This is a genomic window from Paenibacillus rhizoplanae, assembly GCF_042684125.1.
In the GTDB taxonomy this organism is placed as follows: Bacteria; Bacillota; Bacilli; order Paenibacillales; family Paenibacillaceae; genus Paenibacillus_AQ; species Paenibacillus_AQ rhizoplanae.
The window spans coordinates 97,298-117,081 of the sequence record NZ_JBHUKY010000013.1 but is presented as its reverse complement, the minus strand read 5'-3'; the positions used below and the strand labels follow the sequence as shown (position 1 = coordinate 117,081).

The 19,784-nt window shown below is 51.2% G+C and carries 18 protein-coding genes; 8 read left to right on the top strand and 10 right to left on the bottom strand.

What is annotated here, in order from left to right; all coding sequences use genetic code 11:
* Positions 1 to 195: 195 nt before the first annotated feature.
* Positions 196 to 1,467, bottom strand: a complete 1,272-nt coding sequence (gene hflX, locus ACFSX3_RS05380) for a GTPase HflX (RefSeq protein WP_209992819.1) — start codon at positions 1,465 to 1,467, stop codon at positions 196 to 198.
* A gap of 131 nt (positions 1,468 to 1,598) precedes the next feature.
* Here hflX and ACFSX3_RS05375 point away from each other — a divergent pair, with 131 nt between their 5' ends.
* A complete protein-coding gene (locus tag ACFSX3_RS05375; protein WP_379258377.1) occupies positions 1,599 to 1,772 on the top strand; it encodes a hypothetical protein in 174 nt (57 codons plus the stop codon).
* 307 nt (positions 1,773 to 2,079) lie between these two features.
* Positions 2,080 to 2,874, top strand: a complete 795-nt coding sequence (locus ACFSX3_RS05370; protein ID WP_209992821.1) for a hypothetical protein — start codon at positions 2,080 to 2,082, stop codon at positions 2,872 to 2,874.
* A 112-nt stretch (positions 2,875 to 2,986) separates the two neighbouring features.
* Here the strand turns inward: ACFSX3_RS05370 and ACFSX3_RS05365 are convergent, their stop codons facing one another.
* The gene (locus tag ACFSX3_RS05365; protein WP_209992822.1) at positions 2,987 to 6,028 is read right to left on the bottom strand and encodes a DEAD/DEAH box helicase; all 3,042 of its coding nucleotides are present in this window, start codon (positions 6,026 to 6,028) and stop codon (positions 2,987 to 2,989) included.
* Positions 6,025 to 7,662 (bottom strand): SWIM zinc finger family protein, encoded by a 1,638-nt coding sequence (locus tag ACFSX3_RS05360; RefSeq protein WP_209992823.1) that lies wholly within the window; start codon positions 7,660 to 7,662, stop codon positions 6,025 to 6,027. The genes ACFSX3_RS05365 and ACFSX3_RS05360 overlap by 4 nt, the downstream gene beginning before the upstream one ends.
* 610 nt (positions 7,663 to 8,272) lie before the next feature.
* Here ACFSX3_RS05360 and ACFSX3_RS05355 point away from each other — a divergent pair.
* Entirely contained in the window at positions 8,273 to 8,905 is a 633-nt protein-coding gene (locus ACFSX3_RS05355) for a stalk domain-containing protein (protein ID WP_209992824.1), read from the top strand.
* Positions 8,906 to 8,910: 5 nt separating this feature from the next.
* On the opposite strand, the gene ACFSX3_RS05350 is transcribed toward ACFSX3_RS05355, so the two are convergent.
* Positions 8,911 to 9,756 (bottom strand): copper amine oxidase N-terminal domain-containing protein, encoded by an 846-nt coding sequence (locus ACFSX3_RS05350; RefSeq protein WP_379259008.1) that lies wholly within the window; start codon positions 9,754 to 9,756, stop codon positions 8,911 to 8,913.
* 134 nt (positions 9,757 to 9,890) lie between these two features.
* Here ACFSX3_RS05350 and ACFSX3_RS05345 point away from each other — a divergent pair, with 134 nt between their 5' ends.
* Entirely contained in the window at positions 9,891 to 10,373 is a 483-nt protein-coding gene (locus ACFSX3_RS05345) for a hypothetical protein (protein ID WP_209992826.1), read from the top strand.
* A gap of 87 nt (positions 10,374 to 10,460) precedes the next feature.
* On the opposite strand, the gene ACFSX3_RS05340 is transcribed toward ACFSX3_RS05345, so the two are convergent.
* Both ACFSX3_RS05340 and ACFSX3_RS05335 read right to left on the bottom strand, forming a co-directional pair.
* The gene (locus ACFSX3_RS05340; RefSeq protein ID WP_209992827.1) at positions 10,461 to 11,339 is read right to left on the bottom strand and encodes an AraC family transcriptional regulator; all 879 of its coding nucleotides are present in this window, start codon (positions 11,337 to 11,339) and stop codon (positions 10,461 to 10,463) included.
* Between the two features lie 22 nt (positions 11,340 to 11,361).
* A complete protein-coding gene (locus tag ACFSX3_RS05335) occupies positions 11,362 to 12,261 on the bottom strand; it encodes a GNAT family N-acetyltransferase (RefSeq protein WP_209992828.1) in 900 nt (299 codons plus the stop codon).
* Positions 12,262 to 12,464: 203 nt separating this feature from the next.
* Between ACFSX3_RS05335 and ACFSX3_RS05330 the strand changes: the two genes are divergently transcribed.
* From ACFSX3_RS05330 to ACFSX3_RS05320, 3 genes are read left to right on the top strand one after another with little or no spacing between them, the layout of a single operon-like run.
* The gene (locus ACFSX3_RS05330) at positions 12,465 to 13,055 is read left to right on the top strand and encodes a bifunctional transcriptional activator/DNA repair enzyme AdaA (protein WP_209992829.1); all 591 of its coding nucleotides are present in this window, start codon (positions 12,465 to 12,467) and stop codon (positions 13,053 to 13,055) included.
* Entirely contained in the window at positions 13,036 to 13,620 is a 585-nt protein-coding gene (locus tag ACFSX3_RS05325) for a methylated-DNA--[protein]-cysteine S-methyltransferase (protein ID WP_209992830.1), read from the top strand. The genes ACFSX3_RS05330 and ACFSX3_RS05325 overlap by 20 nt, the downstream gene beginning before the upstream one ends.
* Positions 13,601 to 14,500, top strand: a complete 900-nt coding sequence (locus ACFSX3_RS05320) for a DNA-3-methyladenine glycosylase family protein (protein WP_209992831.1) — start codon at positions 13,601 to 13,603, stop codon at positions 14,498 to 14,500. The genes ACFSX3_RS05325 and ACFSX3_RS05320 overlap by 20 nt, the downstream gene beginning before the upstream one ends.
* Before the next feature lie 84 nt (positions 14,501 to 14,584).
* Here the strand turns inward: ACFSX3_RS05320 and ACFSX3_RS05315 are convergent, their stop codons facing one another.
* The 4 genes from ACFSX3_RS05315 to ACFSX3_RS05300 form a co-directional block, all read right to left on the bottom strand.
* Positions 14,585 to 15,538 (bottom strand): hypothetical protein, encoded by a 954-nt coding sequence (locus tag ACFSX3_RS05315; RefSeq protein WP_379312686.1) that lies wholly within the window; start codon positions 15,536 to 15,538, stop codon positions 14,585 to 14,587.
* 17 nt (positions 15,539 to 15,555) lie between these two features.
* Positions 15,556 to 16,662, bottom strand: a complete 1,107-nt coding sequence (locus ACFSX3_RS05310) for an AAA family ATPase (RefSeq protein ID WP_209992833.1) — start codon at positions 16,660 to 16,662, stop codon at positions 15,556 to 15,558.
* Entirely contained in the window at positions 16,656 to 17,798 is a 1,143-nt protein-coding gene (locus tag ACFSX3_RS05305) for a GmrSD restriction endonuclease domain-containing protein (RefSeq protein WP_209992834.1), read from the bottom strand. The genes ACFSX3_RS05310 and ACFSX3_RS05305 overlap by 7 nt, the downstream gene beginning before the upstream one ends.
* 374 nt (positions 17,799 to 18,172) lie before the next feature.
* Complete coding sequence (locus ACFSX3_RS05300) at positions 18,173 to 18,598, bottom strand: VOC family protein (protein WP_209992835.1); 426 nt, start codon at positions 18,596 to 18,598, stop codon at positions 18,173 to 18,175.
* 114 nt (positions 18,599 to 18,712) lie between these two features.
* Here ACFSX3_RS05300 and ACFSX3_RS05295 point away from each other — a divergent pair, with 114 nt between their 5' ends.
* Positions 18,713 to 19,681, top strand: coding sequence for a helix-turn-helix transcriptional regulator (locus tag ACFSX3_RS05295; RefSeq protein WP_209992836.1), 969 nt, complete (start codon positions 18,713 to 18,715; stop codon positions 19,679 to 19,681).
* The last annotated feature ends 103 nt before the right edge of the window (positions 19,682 to 19,784 follow it).

Genomic DNA, 19,784 nt, shown 5'->3' with positions numbered 1-19,784 from the left:
GGAATTCCTGCAAATGATGCAACAATGCGATCCATACAAGCGGGTCCGTGAGAGGAAACGCTAAGAATTGGCAAGAGATAGGCGGAGCACCGCCATGTAAGGAAAGAACACTTCAGAGCGTATGTGAAAACCGGCTACAACACAAGGAGCTGGCCCCCGTGATGCGGGGACCAGCTCCTGTGACATTCAGTGATTTTATTGCGGCAGCTCTATAAAATCATCTCTGAACCGCTCGTAATCGGCGGCCCGGCATTCCAGCTTCAGGCGTGTGCCCTGCTCTTCGTAGCTCACGGACTGCACATCGGCATGTTCATTGAAGTAGGAGACAATGCTGCCCCGGTCGAACGGGACTAGAATCTCACACTGTACATAGTCGGTGAAGATGCAGCTGCGGATCAGAGTGACCAGCTCGGCGATCCCGCGGTTTTTCTTAGCAGACAGGGTTACAGAGTTCCCCTCCACCTGCGGGTAAGGCTCCTCCCTCAGATCGGCCTTGTTGTAGGCGTACAGGGTAGGAATTCCGTCAGCGCCCAGCGCCTTCAGGGTCTCGAACGTTACAGCCATATGCTGCTCATGCTGCGGATCGGCAATATCGACGACATGAATCAGCAAATCCGCTTCTGTTACCTCCTCCAGGGTCGAGCGGAACGCCTTCACCAGATGATGGGGCAGCTGGCTGACGAATCCTACGGTGTCGGTTAGCAGGAAGGTCTTGTGATCGGGCAGCGCAATGCTGCGCACCGAGGTCTCAAGCGTGGCGAACAGCATATCCTTGGCGAGCACGCCTTTGCCCGAACCGGGATGATAGGTCTCCACCAGGGTGTTCATTAAGCTGGACTTGCCGGTGTTGGTGTAGCCGACCAGACAGACCACAGGCACCTCGTTCTTATGCCGCTGCTTACGCTGGATCTGGCGCCGGGCGACCTGCGTCTGCAGCTCTAACTGCAATACGGAGATCCGCTCTTCAATCCGTCTGCGGTCCAGCTCCAGCTTGGTTTCCCCGGCCCCTCTATTCTTCAGACCGGCCCCGCCGCCCTGTCTGCCGAGAGACTCACGCAGGCCGCTCAGGCGGGGAAGCATATATTGCAGCTGTGCGACCTCTACCTGAAGCTGGGCTTCCTTGGTCTTCGCCCGCGAGGCGAAGATATTCAGAATCAGAATCGTCCGGTCAATGACCTGGCGGTCCAGTGATGACTCCAAGTTGCGGATCTGGGAGGGTGACAGCTCATCATTGAAAATAACGATCGGTGCTTCGTGCTGGTCCATCAGCAGCGCCAGCTCCTGGATTTTGCCGGTCCCGATGTAATGCGACGGGTTCACCCGGCTGGATTTCTGGCTAAGCTCAGCCACGACCTCAATCTCGCAGGCGGCTGCCAGATTGCGCAGCTCCTCCATCGAATAAGCAAAGTTCGTGTCGTTCTGCAGCTGCATGCCGACGATAACGGCTTTCTGTTGTACGGGTTCCATATATAGATCAACCTCCATAGTGTAATTTGGGCATCAAAAAAGCACAGGCAGTCTGCCTGTGCTAACAGTAGGTGGAGGAACAACAGAATAAAGTCTGGTATAGCCCGCTGTGCGGGAGCAGCTATACGGCCATGCTTGCCATAGACACCATGAAGGTTCAAGCGGCAGGGGCGAAGGGCTCCGGCAACTTAAAAAGATATAGAGCTAATCCTCCCGGCAAACGCAGAGATCCTGGCGGAGCGGATACAGGCCCTAGTGGGCATAGTGTACTGGTTCCGGGTATCAGCGTACAGGTTGCGGATTAACAGGTGTATGCTATGGGTTACGTGTTATGGACAGACTTATCCTGAGTCCTCTGCACAAGGCAGAGCTTTCGCGCTATGGGAAAATAATTAGCCGCGCAAAGTGCGAATCCGGATATAGTCTATCACACGCAACCCTCCGTTCTAAAAAAGTTACATTGATTTTAGCACAGTCCTTGTCATCTGGCAACAATCTCCAGGGGCGGGAGCGTCAGTGGGTTGACAACTGCCATGCTCTGAAAGCCGATCAGAAACTTCCAATTCCCTCTGCATATCCTATTGAACACAGCTCTAACGGAGGGTGATAACTATGCCTATACTGACAACCAATATGTTAACAAAGAACCTTACCCCGGGAGCAGGACTCATCAGTCAGGCAGTAGTGAAGGTAGTGAACAACGGGATAGCTCAGGGAACGATCTATTTGACCGGTTACAACAATGATGTAAGTCCCTCAACGCTGTTCGCACAGGAGTTGTTTGAGTCGAACTATCGGGAAGTTGTGACCAAAACGTATAATATTACGCATAATTTTTTCCAATTCAATATTTCCTACTCCCAGGATCAGATCCGGGTCCGCATCTATCTGGTGGACAGCGGCGGAGTCTGGATTCCCGTTCCCCTGCAGCCCATGGCGCTTAGCCGGATTACCTCAGAGTTTCGTAACAATATCCCCGTAACGAGCAGCGACACCGCAGCCATCAGCTTCCGCAGAAGCACCACGTTCGCCGTTCCTGAAGCAGTGGCCGCCGAGATCGTTCCAGACGGGCTGGAGATTCTGGCCTCTACCCCTATCCGCTATAAGGTGGTAGCCGGGGGGACGGTTAATGGAACTTTTGTGAATTACCCTACGCCTACTACGTCTATCCCCGTCACTGAAACAGCGCTGTTGGTGAATTATACCTGTACAACGGTCACAGGCGGACGGATGCTCACTCAAGGCATCGGCTCCGGCATATCCGGAGCGTACCAGAATGTGGCGGTGAATCTGCTGAATCAGCGGCTCGCCTACGATCTTCAGCTATTACCGGTCACGCTGGTGGTCAGCTCGCTTGCCGGTGAGGACAATGTGGCGGCTACCTTCCGAATGTCAGAGCAATGGTGAAGACCGAAGGTGGAGGATCAGTACTGCTGCGTTGGGTGGCCGGTAACAGACCAATGACAGACCTGTAGCATATAAAAGATAGCCGAAGCAGGGGGATATCCGCAGCGGCGGGTTATCCCACCCATTCCCGGCGCAGCGTGAACAGATCCTTCAGCGCGTCCGTGGACAGCTCGGTGATCCAGCCCTCGGAGCCGGAGATGACGTCGTCGCTGAGCTGCTGCTTGCTCTCCAGCATCTCGTCAATCTTCTCCTCCAGCGTGCCGAGCGAGATGAACTTATGCACCTGTACATCCCGGGTCTGGCCCATGCGGTAGGCACGGTCAGTGGCCTGATTCTCCACCGCCGGATTCCACCAGCGGTCGAAATGGAACACATGATTGGCGGCCGTCAGGTTGAGGCCGACCCCGCCCGCTTTGAGCGAGAGGATGAATACATTCGGCTGATCGGACGGCTGTGCTCCGGCGGCTGCATCTGCAGCGGCTTCGCCCGCGGGCAGTGCGGAAGCCTGGAACCGCTCAATCATACGGTCACGCGTGTTCTTCGGCGTGCTGCCGTTCAGGTACAGCACAGGTTCCTGAAGCTCCTGCTGAAGTACGGCCTGGAGCATTTTACCCATGCCTACATACTGGGTGAAGATCAGGCAGCGCTCGTTCTCCTCGCGCAGCTCGCGGACCATCGCCAGCAGCCGTTCCAGCTTCGCAGAGCGTTCGATCAAGGAGGAGGTGTCCAGAGCGCTACCCGCTTCCGGCTCAGGCAGTGCCTCCTTGGTCAGCAGCATCGGATGGTCGCAGAGCTGCTTCAGGCTGGTCAAGGCGGCCAGAATGGCTCCCTTCCGTTCGATGCCCTCCAGCTTCTGCATCCGTTCAAGCAGGCTGTTCACGTTCTGGTCGTAGAGTGCGGCCTGCTCGGCCGTCAGGTTGATGTAGGTCTTCATCTCATTTTTATCCGGGAGATCAAGCTGAATGGCCGGGTCCTTCTTCTTGCGGCGCAGCATGAACGGCTTGACCAGCCGCTGCAAATCTGCGGTCCGCTCGGCATTGCGTTCCTTCTCAATGGCATTTGCGAACCGGTCCTGGAACCCCTTCGGGCTGCCCAGATAACCTGGTGTAATGAAATCGTAGATCGACCACAGCTCGGACAGCCTGTTCTCAATCGGCGTTCCGGTCAGGGCGATCCGGTGCAGGGCGGGGAAGCTGCGCACAGCGGCGGACTGCTTCGTTCCGGCGTTCTTGATATTCTGCGCTTCATCCAGGCATACGGTTGCCCAGGTGAACTGCTTCAGCAGCTCCTGGTCTAGTGAAGCAGTAGCGTAAGAGGTAAGCACGACATCCGCCTGCGAGGCCGCGCCGTAGAAATATCCGGCATCCAGCCGCCGGCTTCCATAATGCAGCATCACGTTCAGGGAAGGCGCGAAGCGCTGTAGTTCCTTCTGCCAGTTGCCCAGCACGGAGGTCGGGCAGATGATCAGCGAAGGCCAGCCGGCCGGTTCGGTCTGCCGCCGGGCCACGAGCACGCCGGAAGCAGCCGCTTCCTCCTCCTGCTCCTTCAAATGGAGCAGGTAGGCGATCAGCTGCACCGTCTTGCCAAGCCCCATGTCATCGGCCAGGCAAGCGCCCAGCCCGAAGCGGCGGAGGAACACCAGCCAGGCGAAGCCCTCATGCTGGTAGCTTCGAAGCTCGGCGCGCAGACCGGCCGGCACCTCCGGCTGCGGCCACTGGCTGCGCTGCCCCAGCTGGCCGATCAGCTTCACGAGATGGGCGTTCAGCTCGACCTCCAGCTGGACGCGGACCGCTTCTTCCTCGGCCCGCTGCGCTTCTGCTTCCTCTGAATCGCCGTCTGCACCGCTGCTTAGCAGGTGCAGCTGCAGCACATCCTGGAAGGACAAGCCGCGCGACTTGTCCATTCCGGCCATGGCCCGCTGAATCTGCGCCAATAGCGCAGGGTCCAGCGGAATCCACTTGCCGCGGAACTGGACTAGGCGTTCTCCGCGGGCGACAAGGTCCGCGAACTCTGCCTCGGACAGGTCGGCGTCGCCGATGGAGATGCGCCAGTCGAAATCGACCAGCGCATCGAGGCCGAACAGCGACTGCCCGCGGCTGCCCTCAGCCGTGCCGGAGCTGATCTTCGCGCGCAGGCGCGGCTTCCTGCGGCTGGCGGCTTCCCACCACGCCGGCAGCAGCACCTGCCAGCCGGCCTCCAGCAGGAGCCGGCTGTCGGCCGTGAGGAACCGCCACGCGACCTCGTCGCTCAGCGGCTCTGCCAGCACATCGGCGCCGCGCCCGATGTGCTCTGGAAGGCTGTCACGCAGCCGTGACAGCCACCCACCCGCGCGCTCGTGGACATGCTCTGTCCACGCTGCGGGCCAAGTGCCATGCGGCTCGCCGTCCCCGGTGAGCCGCAGCGGCACAAGCGCGGATTCGTCGCGCTTGTCCTGGAGGAGCAGCTGGAGCCGCCAGTGCGGCAGCTCATCGTCAGGCTCAAGCAGCTGTAGCACCGGCCGGAACGGCGCGGTGTCTGCCTTCCAGCCGATGGACATCAGCCAGCTGTCTTCGTCCATTCCGGCTGCGCTTCTCCCGCCTGCGCTGAACAGCAGCGGGAATTCACTGCGCAGATCACCGGCCTGTGCCTCGGTGCTGTAGTACCGCTGGAAGACCGCCGCCGAGAAGGCGGCCTGCAGCCCTTCGGCGAACCCGCTGCGCTCCTGAAGACGATGCAGCGCGGCCGCATCGTCCCAGTCTGCTTCGGCGGCTTCCGCCAGTGCTTGCTCTGCCCAGACCCAGCGGAGCTGGCCTTCACGGTAGGCTGCGAAACTCGGGGCATACTGCCGGGCCTCCAGCACTCCGGCCAGCAGCGGGGCCAGCCGGGTTAACAGCTGGGCATCGCCCTGCCAGCTCCAGCCGACATGCTGAAGCAGCCGCAGGTCGGCAAAGAAGGGCAGGACCTGCTCGGCAGGCAGCACCACCAGCTCGACCTCATCGGCCTTCGAGGTGCTAAGCTCCGTGCCGTAGAAGGATTCCTCATGCCAGGCGAACAGCTTCTGCTTGAGCTGGACACCGGGCATATAATCATCCCGGTCATCCACGCCGTAGATCAGCGCATCGCCATACTGGGTGAGGGCGAGCTGAACGGTAATATTGCGCATCTTTATATTCATGGAATCAGTTTTCCTTTCCGCAGCTCCTCCTGAAGGGCGCGCAGGCGGCTATGCCTGTCTGTGAAGCCGTCCAGGAACACTTCCCAGCGTGCTTCGCGTTTCAGTTTTTTGTACAGCTTGGCGAGCCGCTTCAGCAGCTTCACGGCCGCTTTGTAGCTGTGCCGGTTCTTGTCCAGCACGAAACGCTCCACTGCCTGATGGTAGAACGGCAGGAGCAGCTCCGGTGCATTCTTCTCGATCGGCTGCAGGTCGCTCACCCGGAAGTCGGAAGGCTGATGGCCGGAGGAGATCTGCATATCCATCCATTCCTGCCATTTGCCGTAGGCGAGCAGCTGGACTTCATAGATCTCGCGTGACAGCGGCAGCATTCCCGACAGCGTATCCCACATCAGCGGCTCTTCTTCGGGCAGGTGACGCACCGCCTCATCCCAGTAGCCCGCATAATCCAGCAGATTGTACATTCGGCTGTTCAGCAGCGGGCCGAGCGCGGCCAGCCACAGGGTCAGACGTCTCCACTGACCGGCTTCGGCCAGCGGAGGCAGGAAGCTCATCAGCTCCTCCGGGTGCAGCCCGGGCCGTTCGGACGCTGTGTTCAGCTTCTCAATAGCGGCCGCATCCTCATGCAGCAGCGCATGCATCCGGCTCTCGGCCAGCAGCAGGGCATGGCGGGAGGAAGCGGCGCTTAGCTTTTCTCCGGCCTGTTGCAGCTCCTCCAGCTCCTTGGTGTACAGCTCCGGTCCGCTTAGATTCGGGGTAATCCAGTTGATCCATAGCAGGCTGTAACAAGCAGAGAAATAAGGCTGTTCTCTGGCACGGTCGCGCGTTTCGGTCAACATCTCGCTTCGCAGATAGGCAATCGTATCGTAGACTCTGGGCCACTCCTCAGGGGCTTCTGCCAGCGGCAGACCCCGCTTCATCATGTCTGTGATATGCTCTTGCAGCTCGGAAATCGCAATAGAGGTGTAGTAACCCACGGAATAACCAAGGGACAAGGGGCTCGCCATGAGGGAAGTCCCGCCAGGCCGGAGGATACTCTCCAGCACACAGAGATGAGCGTGTAACTTGAACAGTTGGGCAGCAGCGGGAGGCAGCTTGGGCTGTGCCCCGGTGATGGCGGCGAGCGCCCGGTCAGCATACTGCGGGTTACGCACCGTATGGGCAAGCGGCTCCACCAGCAGCGCCATGTATTCACGCCACTGCTGCACCGTAGCCTCAGGAATCTGCGCAGCTAGCTTCTTCAATGATTCCCCGCGCCGTCCCGGAACAGCGGACACCGCAGCGGAATGAAGCTTGGGCTGGTCGACCAGCGCCTTGGCGTTCGCGATGGAATGCACAGGCTTGTCCTGCTCCTCGGCGTATTCCATCAGCACAGCCGCCATATGCTTGCACATCCCGGATACAGGGCAGTCGCAATGGCTCTCCTGCAGATCGTCCAGGTCAATGGAGACCGCATAATCCTCCCGGCCTTCGACCAGCGCCATGATTCTGTGCGGCGTGACCACTCTGAAGGCCTGCACGCGCTGCTGCTTATAATATTGATATCCCCGTTTCAGGGTCAGATCATCGAAAGAATGGGCAACCTCCGAGATGAGCTTATCCCACCCGGCAGCATCCATGATATAGTTTGACTGCATCGCTATCGTTCTCCTGTAGCAGATTGGGTGAATCCGTCGTTCCATTATATCATTATTGTATAGCGTATCCCGGAAAAGTCTGAAATCCTAAGGAGGTATGATATGCCCCATATTGAAATATTAGGGGAACTTAAAATGAAATATCTGCTGATGGCCGGGGGATAAGCAGTCTCTGAATCATCCGAATGAGGAGCAGATGGAATGTATGCGGAAAACCGAATACAATCGGTGCTGCTGTGAAGAGGGATGGGGCCCCATGCTCCGTAGCTTGTAACATTGTAGAGAAATCCTGCAAGAAGTGCAGCAATACTGCCAAATAGAAGCGCCAGATGCTGAAATCCTGCATGAAGTGCAACAAAGCCAGCGCTAACTTGCTTTAAAAACCGGAATTCCTGCAAATGATGCAACAATGTACTGTGGCCAGAAACCTTTTTCAAAGGAATCCTGCAAAATGTGCAACAATGCGATCCATACAAGCAGGCCGCGAGAGGAAACTCTCAGAATTGGTTTAAGCAAGTACGTGATTAATTACATAATATTGATTTTATAGAAACAAATACGCTTGGATGGCGTCTAAGATAGAAATCTATCATCCAGGGAGAGATCGAAAATGAACAAACTTTTGAAAATAGGAATATCAGGACTGGCCTTGACCCTAGTGTTTAGTGCGGGAGCCTTTGCGGCTACCGTCGCTCCAAAAATAATCGTAAATGGTAATCAAGTGAAAACTCAGACGCTGCCTAAGATTATTAATGGTACGGTTTATGTCCCGATTCGGGCCATTTCAGAAGGGTTGGACGCAAGTATTCAGTGGGATAACACAAGTAAGACCGTGTATGTGGATTCTGATCCGAATTTCGGAATGGAGCGCAGCAGCGTGGCTTATGTAGCGAACCGGAACTTAGCATACAGATGGATCATGGCTTATGACGAGCGGGATTATCAGGGAGTGCTCGATGTAGTTACGCCTGATTTCAAGACGGACATTTATAACGAAAGCTTCCCGGCGGGAACGTACAATATGGGAACGATTGTTGAAATGAAGCCTGTTGCAAGTACAGACAGCACCTTAACCGTACGGATTGTTCAGAGAGTGACTGCGGAGGATGAGTACAAGGTGAAGGTGGAGCGGTGGCATTTTGTTTTTGGGCAGGGGAAAATCAAGTCTGTGAAACGGGTACCGGACACTGCAAAGTATCTGGACCGGTACACCCTTTTCCCGGGAGCTAACTTCGGCATATAGGTTCCTTACTCCGGGATGGCCCGGATCAGCTCCGTGTAAGAGAGGCCGGGGAATTTAAATGTTGTTAAAGCGCCGTCGCTAAGCGTGTGATAACCGTTATACACCCCGTTGTCGTAGCTAAAAGAATCCTGAAACAGATCGGAAATATACGCTGGCTGCACACCGCCGAACGTAGTTGCAGGATAACCGGGGATATCTGTCTCCGAAGCCTGCCATATGACTGTTGCCGTTGTGCCTGTAATTTCAACCACAGTGGTTATTTCTCCATTGCTGTAGGCATAGCGGGTGGCGTCTTTTGAGGCAAAGGAATAGCTGTAGTATTGGGACTCATCACTTTGTATACTTGTACCAGGCTTGAAGGAGTAGCGAACCGGCAACGAAATGGCCGCCAGGCGCGCCTGCTTCAGATCTGCTGAATGGATGGCCTGGGCATCAGGAGTGAAATTCTGGGATTGAATGAAGATGATCTCCCTTATCTTTTCATAGTACACACTGTATACAAATGCCTCACTGACGAACTTTGCGGGAACCATGATTCGTCCGTTGTAATTATTGGCTTCACTGTCCATCTGCACAGGCTCGCCATTCTTATAAGCAATAGACTGTCCCTGAGTCATTTCAAAGTGGTCATTGGAGGAGTTCGTAATCGTTACCGTATGGCGGATACCATTCCAGGAATAGTGGAGCCCCAGGGAAGCAAGCGTGCGGATGGGAATCATTATTCGGCCAGACTGTATAAAAGGACTGCTATCAGCGGAGATAAACGCACCGTTGATGTTTACCTGTATAGGTCTTGTGGTTGACCGGGCCGGGCTGGAAGCAGGGGCTGCCAGAATAACGTTGGGAAGCATAAGCATTAACAGGATAATGCAACAGGCAGAAAGCCACCTTTTCAATGAAAACATAGACCCATCATTCCCTTCCAGTTATTTGTATATATTGATTATAACGTGAAATTCAAATTAGGATAAGTATGGGAGAAAGCATGAATAAAAAAAACTGGATTTCAGTAATTTTAGTAGTCTCTTTATTCGGAAATGCTATGTTTTTTATGGATTATAAGCGTGTCAGTAGGAATGAAGAGTTGAAATATGAAATACTGAATGCTTATATTCAACGGGATCTAGCTCTCCTTGAGGAAACTATACAATATCAACAAGATCATAATTGGGGAAATGAAACTCTTGTTACACAAAAACTAGATGACACCATTGATTCAATCATCTTACACAGTGGAATGGAAAGCGATAAGGAGAAGGAAAATATCTTAATGAAATTGTACGATTATATGAATGCGTTTAAGGTGAGTGACGGTACTTTTGATGTTAGCCTAACCGATAAGCAACGTGCTGATTACATCCATTTAGCTCAAAAGCTGCGTACTAACGGATGGAATTACGGTATAGGATATGATACAAGCTGGGATTATTTTGCTTCAAAAGTAAACAAGCTCTTAGGAGCATCATAGAGTTCATTACAATCTTTACCCTGGTCCGGAAAAAAGGCCCTCCAGATGCCGTTATGGCTGCTAGAGGGCTTATCAGTAATCTTGTATCTATTTCTTCACTACAGGAATCCATACCTCGCAAATACATTCATCGTGCTCGTCATCCGTCCAGAAGTATTTCTCGATGCACGGTCCTTCTACTTGTTCAAAGCCTGACGACGGGAACCATTCCGAATAGATCCGCCGCCACACATTCTTAATGTCTGACCCCAGCTCCGGGTCGTTGGGCACCTTATCCAGGCAATCGAATACAGCATACGTCTGGCCTTGTATAGTCAGATTAACCAGCTCTTCTGGTACCTTCTGTCCTTCCGGCAGCTCGGTTCCCATCAGATAGCGTTTCGTCCCATCTTCACGGAAGTCGTAGTAATAACCGAACAGCAGCGAACCGGCAGGTCTTCCGGCACATTCGTTAATCCGGTCATGCGTCCCATCGTTCCAGATTTTCTCTACGAACGCAGGGATTTCGCTATAAGCATCCTGGTGGATAATAACCTCCTTACCCATGACGCCATAGCCCCTCTCTTCAACCATCCTGTAATTCATTTCGCTTTCCCCTTTGATCTGAATTTGAAAGGAGATGCGGGAGAACGATTTGAGCTTCACGTTCTTTTTCTTCGCCATATTGGGGGTCACCCCATGCACCCGCTGAAACGCTTTAGCGAAGGACTCCGGCGTCTCGTACCCGTACTTCAGCGCAATGTCGATCACCTTGCCGTCCGTCCCTGCCAGTTCTTCCGCCGCCAGCGTAAGACGCCTATTGCGTACATATTCGGTAACAGTGAACCCTGTCAAGGCATGGAACATCCGCTGAAAATGGTACTTCGAGGTCATCGCCGCTCCGGCAATATCCTCGACGCCGATGGCGTCATGCAGATTCTGCTCTACGTAATCAATCGCCTGCTGGAGCAGCCGTATCGTCTCCATCTCCTCACCTTCCTTTCACTATTCATTGTAGAGAAGCGGGCAGGGAGGGGCCTGACCGGGAATGCTTTGAGTTGTCCGGACTTTTTATCATATACTCCATTCGATGCGTTTCCTGAAATCCAAGGCTGTTATACAAATGTATGGCTTCGTTCCCAACGACACAGCATAGGATAACGCTTGTGTAGCCGCGCCGATGGATCTCATTGCATAAGTACTTCACGAAGGTTCGTCCGATTCCGCGTCCCTGAAGGTCTGAACGTACACTAATACTGCTGATTTCATTCCCGTGGAGGTGGCTGTACGCAGCAATTTGCCCGTCAAGCTCATAGACCAGCCGGTCCTGCGCATCCGTTGCCCAGGCGTTTCGTCTGCCTTCATTAGGCTCTGCTACCACAGAATCGGGGAAGCAGCCGACACGCACCCGCATCTCATGAAAAGCAGTAGCATACAGTGAATGGGCGGCAACAAAGTCCTCATCTCTATACAACCTTGCTGAGGCTGTTTCCTGAGTAAAAGAACCGCCGGTCCGTTCCATATAAATAAGTGAATAGTATGGAGCATAGCCAAGGCTGCGGGCAAACGCAAGAGAAGAGGATACCCCGAACCGGACAGAAGTACTGACCTTTCGGGTTCCGCCTGCCTGTAATTGAGCTTCTGCCATCTGCATCAATGCCCTGCCAATGCCTTGTCTGCGATACTGCGGGGCGACGAATACATTCAAATGAGACTGGGGGATGGACGCTTCCATTTGGACTAACGCAATAAGCGTCTCATCTACATAAGCGGCAATAAATAGTTCCGGCTCTTCTTCCAGCACCTGCAGGAGGTCAGGACCAGAGTCCGCGTCCAGGCTTAATAGTTTTGCGGCAGCGAGAGAATCCTTCTTGCTTAGGCGTTCGCAGCGGATATCTGATAGTTTCATTGGGTTCTTAGTCCTCCGGATCAAGATAGTTAATTCAAGCAGTCAATTCTAGCACTAATAGCTGAAGTATTTCCACTTTTTTCCTCACGTTGCTCGGAAATCGGCTAAACCCTTAGCCTCACTGTCGTAATCTTGCTCTCCTATTGCAATAGGCTGCATATGTCAAAACGAATCGTTTATACTGGCGGTAAGAGGTGATGGGGATGGACCCGCAATTGTTCGAGCGTATCTATGAAACGGTGGTGCGGCGCGAGCCGACCTATGACGGGATCTACTATACGGCGGTGCGGACGACCCATATTGTCTGCCGCCCTTCCTGCCGGGCGAGAACGCCAAAGGCAGCGAATGTTGTATTCTATGGCTCCTTGCAGGAGGCTATTTCGGCAGGCTTCCGTCCCTGCAAAAGATGCCGTCCCGAGGAAGGCGGCACTCTACGGCCTGATGCGGTACTGGCGGCGCAGGCAGATACCATTATGGACGGGCGGTTCGGCAGCAAGCTGACCCTGGAGTCGATGGCTGCAGAGCTGAAGGTCAGCCCGTTCCACCTGCAGCGCACCTATAAACGGGTCACCGGCCAGTCACCGGCTGCCAGATTGGATGCGCTGCGCACAGAAGAAGCCCGCAGGCTGTTGACGGAGACCGCAGCGGGGATGGCTGAAGTCGGCGGGGCTGTGGGGTTCCGTACGCCCTCTCATTTTGCCGCCTGGTTCGTGAAGAAGACGGGGCTGCCCCCTACAGAGTACCGCAGCAAGCATAACGAAGGAGGAAACCAACATGAACCCAAGCCGGAATAACAGCCGGAGTACAAATACTGTCACGATTTATCATCATACCCTGAATCCCGGAAACGGGGAGTGGACCCTGTGGGCCAGCGATAAAGGCCTGATCCGCGTATCCTTCCCGCAGGACGAAGGGCAATTGCCCGCCTCCTGGTTGAAAATGTATGCGCCTGCCCATGAGCTCATGAAGGATGCCGGGAGATTTGAACAGCTTGGGGTGATAACGCTGCTGGAGCGGTATTTTGCCGGAGAGCCGGTAGATTTCAGCAGTGTTGAGCTGGATCTGTGGGGCACCCCGTTTCAGCAGGAGGTCTGGCGGGGGCTGCTTACCATCCCGCACGGGGAGACTGCCAGCTACAAGCAATTGGCTGAGCGGATCGGCAGACCGTTGGCTGTCCGTGCTGTCGGTGCGGCCAACGGGCAGAACCCGGTGCCGGTCATTGTACCCTGCCACCGGGTCATTGGCGCGAATGGTACCTTAACCGGCTTCCGGGGCGGACTCCAGATGAAGCAGGAGCTGCTCCAGCTGGAGGGTATTTTGAATGTAAAGGCGGCTGGTCATGAACGATTTGCTTTTTAAGCTGCAGCTGCCGGAGGACTTCGACCTGGGGGCCTGTCTGGAGTACATGAACCGCTCGCCGCTGGAATGTCTGTTCCGCACGGATGAAGCAGGCGTCAGCCGGATGTTCAGGATAGAGGGCGGCCCGCTCCTGGTGAGGCTCAGTGTGTCAGAGGGCCACAAGCTGAGTGTAACCCGGCTGCATGGGGCGGTTCCCGGTGCGCTGGAGCAGGAGCAGCTGGCCCGCTACATTGTGGAATGGTTTGATCTGGACCGGGACCTTGCCCCGTTCTATAAGCTGGCGGCTGCGGACCCGCTGCTCGGGCCGCTGGCCAGCCAGCACCGGGGGCTGCGGATCATCGGCATCCCGGATCTGTTCGAGGCGTTATGCTGGGCGATTCTGGGGCAGCAGGTTAATTTGGCTTTTGCCTACAGGCTGAAGCAGCGGCTGACTGCTGAATACGGGGAAGCGCTGGAATGGGAGGGGCAGACCTACTACCGTTTCCCTGGCCCGGAGGTATTCGCAGAGGTGCAGGTAGAAGAGTTGTGCACCTTGCAGCTAACCCGCAGCAAAGCACAGACGGTGCTTACCGTAGCCTCGCTGATCACCAGCAGGGAGCTAAGCCGGGAGGAGCTGCTGGCACTCCCGTCCCCGGCCGCCGCCGAGCAGCGGCTGCTGCAGATCCGCGGGATTGGCCCGTGGACCTCGCAGTATGTGCGGATGCGCTGCCTGCGCGATGCGTCCTCGTTCCCTGTAGGCGATGTCGGCCTGCAGAATGTGATTAAGTTCCTAACCGGCATGGACCGCAAGCCGACACCGGCGGAGCTGCTGGAGCTGGCCCGGCCGTGGCAAGGCTGGGAAGCCTACGCCACCTTTTACTTGTGGCGGGCGTTATATTAGAACAAAGCCCTGTCTCCCCGGTTTTTCGGGAGACAGGGCTTTTTAATAGGATACAAGAGTGAATTTCTAAACATTGATACAAATTTATGTGGGATCGCTCACTGTTTTTAATTTATTGCCAATATGACCGATTATGCAGTTTCTGTTTGTTTCATCGGGCCTGAAAAAAATTCTTCCTGCTCCAGGAGTCATCCTTAAATGCCACGTAAAAATCTTATATTCTCCATCTGGACATAAAAATTTGTGGTCGTTCTCATATTGATCTAAAGTTTTTTGGCTTTCTGGAGTAATTTTAAAGGGAATTTCCGAAGCATTAAATGCCCCTCGAGTCCAATTTATAAAGTATTCATTTAAATCAAAAAGTCTATTCTTAATTTGTTTAAGAATAAGCTCACCTTTACGAAATTCTAATAATTGTGCTAAAGCTCTCTCGCAAAAAATCAATGCTGGAAAAAGTTCTTCAATTCTATTTCTCCAATCTCCATCATCTATTAGAAGTTTCTTGCGTAATTCAAAGTATGGCTTATGTGATTCTAGGTGATTAGATAGACTTACATGCCGAATTTGTAGTAGTTCCTCATATAATTCTCCCGAAGAATCTAACTCCAAGAAAGTAAGTTCTAGTATGGGGGTATTCCAGTCCAGATGAGATGAGATGCTTATTGCGATACCATCTAAAAGATGCGCCACCCCTAATCCCCGGCAATAGACTCCATTATGTATAAACTCAGAAGAAATAAAACTATTATATAAATGAGATTCAGTATGCATATCTATATAAGGTTTTCTAGAGATTTTGGCTTTGAAAAACCTTTTAAGTTCTCTATCTACCGATTCATCATTTAACCATTTCAATATCTTATAATCATTTGACAATTCCAAATGCAAGAAATCATCTGCAACTCTTAAATCGTTTTTTACACCATGATGAGAAAACAATTCCTGAATAAGTAGTACCAATTGTTCCATCTTCGATTGAGCAATTGCGGTACTATTAAATGGGTTTCTAAGGGATAACTCATTAAAGACTAATTCCATAGTATTTATCCCCTTTTCTATATTCCAAGTAGCTGGTCTAAGCTTTTGTCCCATTCATCGAAAAAGTCTTCAGGCCAATTATTAATTCTGCCATCCTTATCAATACTTAAGTTTTCTACTGAGTGTATTATTTTTTCGTTATTTTCTTGTTTGTTGAAAAAGTTAATTGAAACATCGTTAGGACTAACTTGACCTCCGTGAACGGCTAGCCTAATTCCATTAAGAACATGATCGCTATGAGTTTCTGTAATGATTTGGACTCCTCCCATTGAAGCTAATCCCATTAATTTCCCTATAATTGATTGACCTTTAGGATGTAAATGGGCTTCAGGATTTTCAATAAGCAGCAGGGTTCCAGGCTTGGAGGCTAACAAGGAAACGAGAACAGGCAGAGTATATGTCAAACCAAACCCCACATTTGTAGATCTAAAGGAATTGCTAACGTTTCGCGCACTAGTAAACTTATATCGAAGGCTGATTATATCCATATCAGTATGATCGCCTATATCGACTTTAGTGCCTGGTGTTATGATGCTCAACCAAGCATCAACTTGTGCTTTTAGACTATCAGAAACAGCATCTGGGTGTAGTAATAGCTTATTATCAACTATCTCATTTTGAAAAACTGATAAAAAATGTGTTGTGTATTCTCCATTAATTCCTAAATTATTTTGTTGTTTAACTTTATAATTAGATCTACTAAAGTAAGTTCGTGGGCCTATTCTCTCTGCGCTCAAGTACTGAAATTGATCCGAGAATAATCCAATGTGCTGTTTATTATAATTAGTAGAAAGGATAGGCAACAATTCAGAGGATTTATCATAACTAAATAACCAACTAACTTTTTCAATATCTTCATAATGCAATTCTATTCCTAGGTATTCTTTTTCGGCGTTTTCAGTTAATAGATCTTGTCCTGTACCCAAATAGATTAGTTCACCATTTAGGGATAATCCATTTTCATAAATTGTACCTTGCAAAAAAGATTGTCTTAATAGTAATAATGATTGAATTATAGTAGATTTCCCTGCACCATTTAGTCCTGTTAATAGCGTCAGGGGAGCAAGAATAATCTCTTGGTCCTGAAAGCACTTAATATTCTGTAAATGTATTTTTTTTAACATTTCAACACTTCCTTAATAATTTTTTCTACTCTAGTAAATCTAAATTCAACCCTTCTTGGATCGCCAGTACCTTGAGAAATAGCACCATCAAATCTTTTGTTCTTCATTAGTTTCATAAATTTGTCTTTAATAAGGTCACGATTAATTACTAGCTTTTTAACTTGTTCATTGTCAAGATTCCCTAAATTAACTGACCAAGTATCGAATAGAGCTTTATTAATTTGTTTTCTATTATCTTCAAGCTTATATCTTCTTCGAAATGCATCATCTCCGAATATTTCCCTAGAGCTTTTCATGGCATTCTTAAACTTGTTTTCTAATTCTTCTAATTCCTTTTTGCTCTTTTTGTTGAGAAGTCCCATTGCAGAGTTGAGGAAATTCTCTAAATCAGGAAAATATTCGGAGTATGATGTCATTGAAAACGCTAAAAATCTCAGGACAAAATCCCTATCTTCCATCCTATCCGATTTTATTGAATGACAAGTTGCATCTAAAAACTCTTCTGTTCCAGCCAACTTCTTTAAAAATGTAGATGCAGTACCTTGATTCAAAGCATGACGAATTTCTTGAGGAGTTAATGGTACTCCACCAGTGTTAATTCTTTTAAATATATTGTATTTAACTTCTGGTGGAGTTCCATCGTTTATAACAAAGGCTATTATCTGCGTTTCTTCAATTCTACGTTGAATATGTCGAGGCAACTGGTTATAGGTTTGACCATCAAATTGTGTAACGTATTCCATATTAAATAATTTTAATTCTTGATCAATAAAAAATCTTTTAAGAGCAGTAAGTCGTTGAAGTCCATCAACGACTAGCCAGTTATTATCATTGCTGCCATCAAAATAAAATGCAGGCAAAGGTATTCTTATCATAAGAGATTCGATTAATCTACTCTGTTGAACATCATCCCACAATCCGCCTTTTCTTTGGAAATCGGTTAATAAGTTTATCTCATTTTCTTTTAATCTTTTAATTAATAAATCAATAGTTAGAGATTTTTGAGTTATGTCTATTTTTGCGGGATCAAAGGGATTTGTAATGAGGGTGTCACTTGAATCATCTGTTCTTTCTATACCTTCTTCTTCATGGGAATGCTCAAAATCCCAAGACAATTGGCTATCATTCTTTTTCATAATCCACCTCACAAACTTCTTCTTAGTTATTAATTATACCCTTAGGGTATGAGCAAATACATAATTATGATTTAAGAATTCCTTTGAAAAATAATAAAAGGAATTCATCATATGTTCTTTAATCCACAGACTATATCCTTCTTTTATATAAATGTTGTTACATATGTCGTGATATCGTGAATTCTTTAGCTAGGAAGAGAGAATATAGAGAGTCTGGAAGCTGACATTTCTATTTATTTTGGCGAGTATCATTTTAACATTCAGCAGATATAATGCCGCAAACGATGGAAAGCACTGTCTCACCAGAGGTTGGGAGACAGTGCTCTTTTAAAAAATAATAGTTCTTCTGAGACCCCCGTTCTTCCCCCCCATTCTTACTTCCTGTTATCCATGAAAATCTGGAAGCATACACCGAACTTATCGGTCACCATGCCGTAAGCGGGACTGTAGTAGGCCGGGGCCAGCTCGATATCGACGGTGCCGCCTACCTTCAGTGAATTGAATAGCTGCTGTGCTTCAGCCTCGGTCTCCACCGTGAGACAGATGTTGATGTTATTGCCCCGGCTGCGCGGCATACCCGGCTCATAATCCGCCACAAAAAACTTCGTCTCTCCCGCCAGCAGCACCGCATGGGCAATCTGCGCTTTCTCCTGCTCCGTCATCGGGGCGTCCGGGTTCTGCGGGCCTTCGCCCATCGTTTGCTTGAACAGCACCACAGCGCCAAGCGCCTCCTGATAAAAAGCTATCGCCTCCCGGGCAGATCCGTCCACCAGAATATAAGGGTTCATTTGCAGTTTCATGTTTTGTTCGCTCCTTGGAAGGTATATTTGCCTGTACTAACCGGCTATGGTTATAGTGTAGACTATAATGGTGACAGGTATTGTCATAGTTAAAATATAAATGGAGTGAACTCTGTGTCGAAATCCAAAAGGCTGCTGGACCTCATGATGACTGTCAACCGCAAGCGTAAATTCACCGTCAGGGAGCTGGCTGACGAATTCCATGTCTCCTCACGCACGATTCTCAGGGATTTACAGGAGCTTGGGGAGCTGGGCGTACCGCTCTATTCCGAAGTGGGGCCGCATGGAGGGTATCAGGTGCTGAGCGAGAGAATCCTGCCGCCGATTGCGTTCACGGAGGAAGAAGCGGTGGCGATATTTTTTGCCAGCCATGCCCTGCGCCATTATAAATATCTTCCCTTCAAGGAAGAATCCTTATCCGCCTTGCACAAATTCTATAACTACATGTCTGGCGATGTCCGTGACCGGATTGATGAGATGAAGCACCGGATTGATTTCCTGACCCCGGCACGGCAGGCGGAATTCCCTTATCTGCCCCAACTGCTGAAGGCGGCCACCGGGCAAAAAGTGCTGCTGATCGATTACCAGTCGAAGGGCCGGCGGCAGCAAAGGTGGATTCAGCCCGTCGGCATCTATGCCAGTAACGGCCTGTGGTATTGTCCGGCGTATTGCTTCCTGCGGGGCGGCATCCGTACTTTCCGCTGCGACCGGATTCAGTCTGCCGGATATGACGCAGATCAAGCGGGACCGGCCCCGCTTGATCTGCGTCATATCCACTTGGACAATACGGAGCATTACGGCAGCCCGCCGCAGGAGCAGGCCGAACAAAGCCTTATCCGGCTGTACGTGGAGCTGGGGAATGAAGGGGTCCAGGCCTGTGAAGGGGAGGTATGGTCCCCGCAGCTGCTGCATATCCGTGCAGACGGCACAGGCTGGCTGGAGGGAGAGATTCCGGGAAGCGATCTGGGCTTCTTCGCACGGTTTGTGATTGGCCTGTGCAGTGAGGCTACCGTGCAGGAGCCGCCGGAGCTGGTAGCGGAGGTGAAGCGGACGCTAACCGAAATGCTGGAGAAATATAAATAGAATGAGGGAATCAGGAAAATTACGAAGCGGTTGATACCTGATTGAACTAGTGAACAGATGGAGTCTCTTATATAGAGGCTCTTTTTTTGAAATATAAGCATTT

Bases quoted from the DNA above. Each gene is read 5' to 3' on its own strand.
- hflX (WP_209992819.1), bottom strand. From the start codon at position 1,467: ATGGAACCCGTACAACAGAAAGCCGTTATCGTCGGCATGCAGCTGCAG.
- ACFSX3_RS05375 (WP_379258377.1), top strand. From the start codon at position 1,599: ATGCTTGCCATAGACACCATGAAGGTTCAAGCGGCAGGGGCGAAGGGC.
- ACFSX3_RS05370 (WP_209992821.1), top strand. From the start codon at position 2,080: ATGCCTATACTGACAACCAATATGTTAACAAAGAACCTTACCCCGGGA.
- ACFSX3_RS05365 (WP_209992822.1), bottom strand. From the start codon at position 6,028: ATGAATATAAAGATGCGCAATATTACCGTTCAGCTCGCCCTCACCCAG.
- ACFSX3_RS05360 (WP_209992823.1), bottom strand. From the start codon at position 7,662: ATGCAGTCAAACTATATCATGGATGCTGCCGGGTGGGATAAGCTCATC.
- ACFSX3_RS05355 (WP_209992824.1), top strand. From the start codon at position 8,273: ATGAACAAACTTTTGAAAATAGGAATATCAGGACTGGCCTTGACCCTA.
- ACFSX3_RS05350 (WP_379259008.1), bottom strand. From the start codon at position 9,756: ATGCTTCCCAACGTTATTCTGGCAGCCCCTGCTTCCAGCCCGGCCCGG.
- ACFSX3_RS05345 (WP_209992826.1), top strand. From the start codon at position 9,891: ATGAATAAAAAAAACTGGATTTCAGTAATTTTAGTAGTCTCTTTATTC.
- ACFSX3_RS05340 (WP_209992827.1), bottom strand. From the start codon at position 11,339: ATGGAGACGATACGGCTGCTCCAGCAGGCGATTGATTACGTAGAGCAG.
- ACFSX3_RS05335 (WP_209992828.1), bottom strand. From the start codon at position 12,261: ATGAAACTATCAGATATCCGCTGCGAACGCCTAAGCAAGAAGGATTCT.
- ACFSX3_RS05330 (WP_209992829.1), top strand. From the start codon at position 12,465: ATGGACCCGCAATTGTTCGAGCGTATCTATGAAACGGTGGTGCGGCGC.
- ACFSX3_RS05325 (WP_209992830.1), top strand. From the start codon at position 13,036: ATGAACCCAAGCCGGAATAACAGCCGGAGTACAAATACTGTCACGATT.
- ACFSX3_RS05320 (WP_209992831.1), top strand. From the start codon at position 13,601: ATGAACGATTTGCTTTTTAAGCTGCAGCTGCCGGAGGACTTCGACCTG.
- ACFSX3_RS05315 (WP_379312686.1), bottom strand. From the start codon at position 15,538: ATGGAATTAGTCTTTAATGAGTTATCCCTTAGAAACCCATTTAATAGT.
- ACFSX3_RS05310 (WP_209992833.1), bottom strand. From the start codon at position 16,662: ATGTTAAAAAAAATACATTTACAGAATATTAAGTGCTTTCAGGACCAA.
- ACFSX3_RS05305 (WP_209992834.1), bottom strand. From the start codon at position 17,798: ATGAAAAAGAATGATAGCCAATTGTCTTGGGATTTTGAGCATTCCCAT.
- ACFSX3_RS05300 (WP_209992835.1), bottom strand. From the start codon at position 18,598: ATGAAACTGCAAATGAACCCTTATATTCTGGTGGACGGATCTGCCCGG.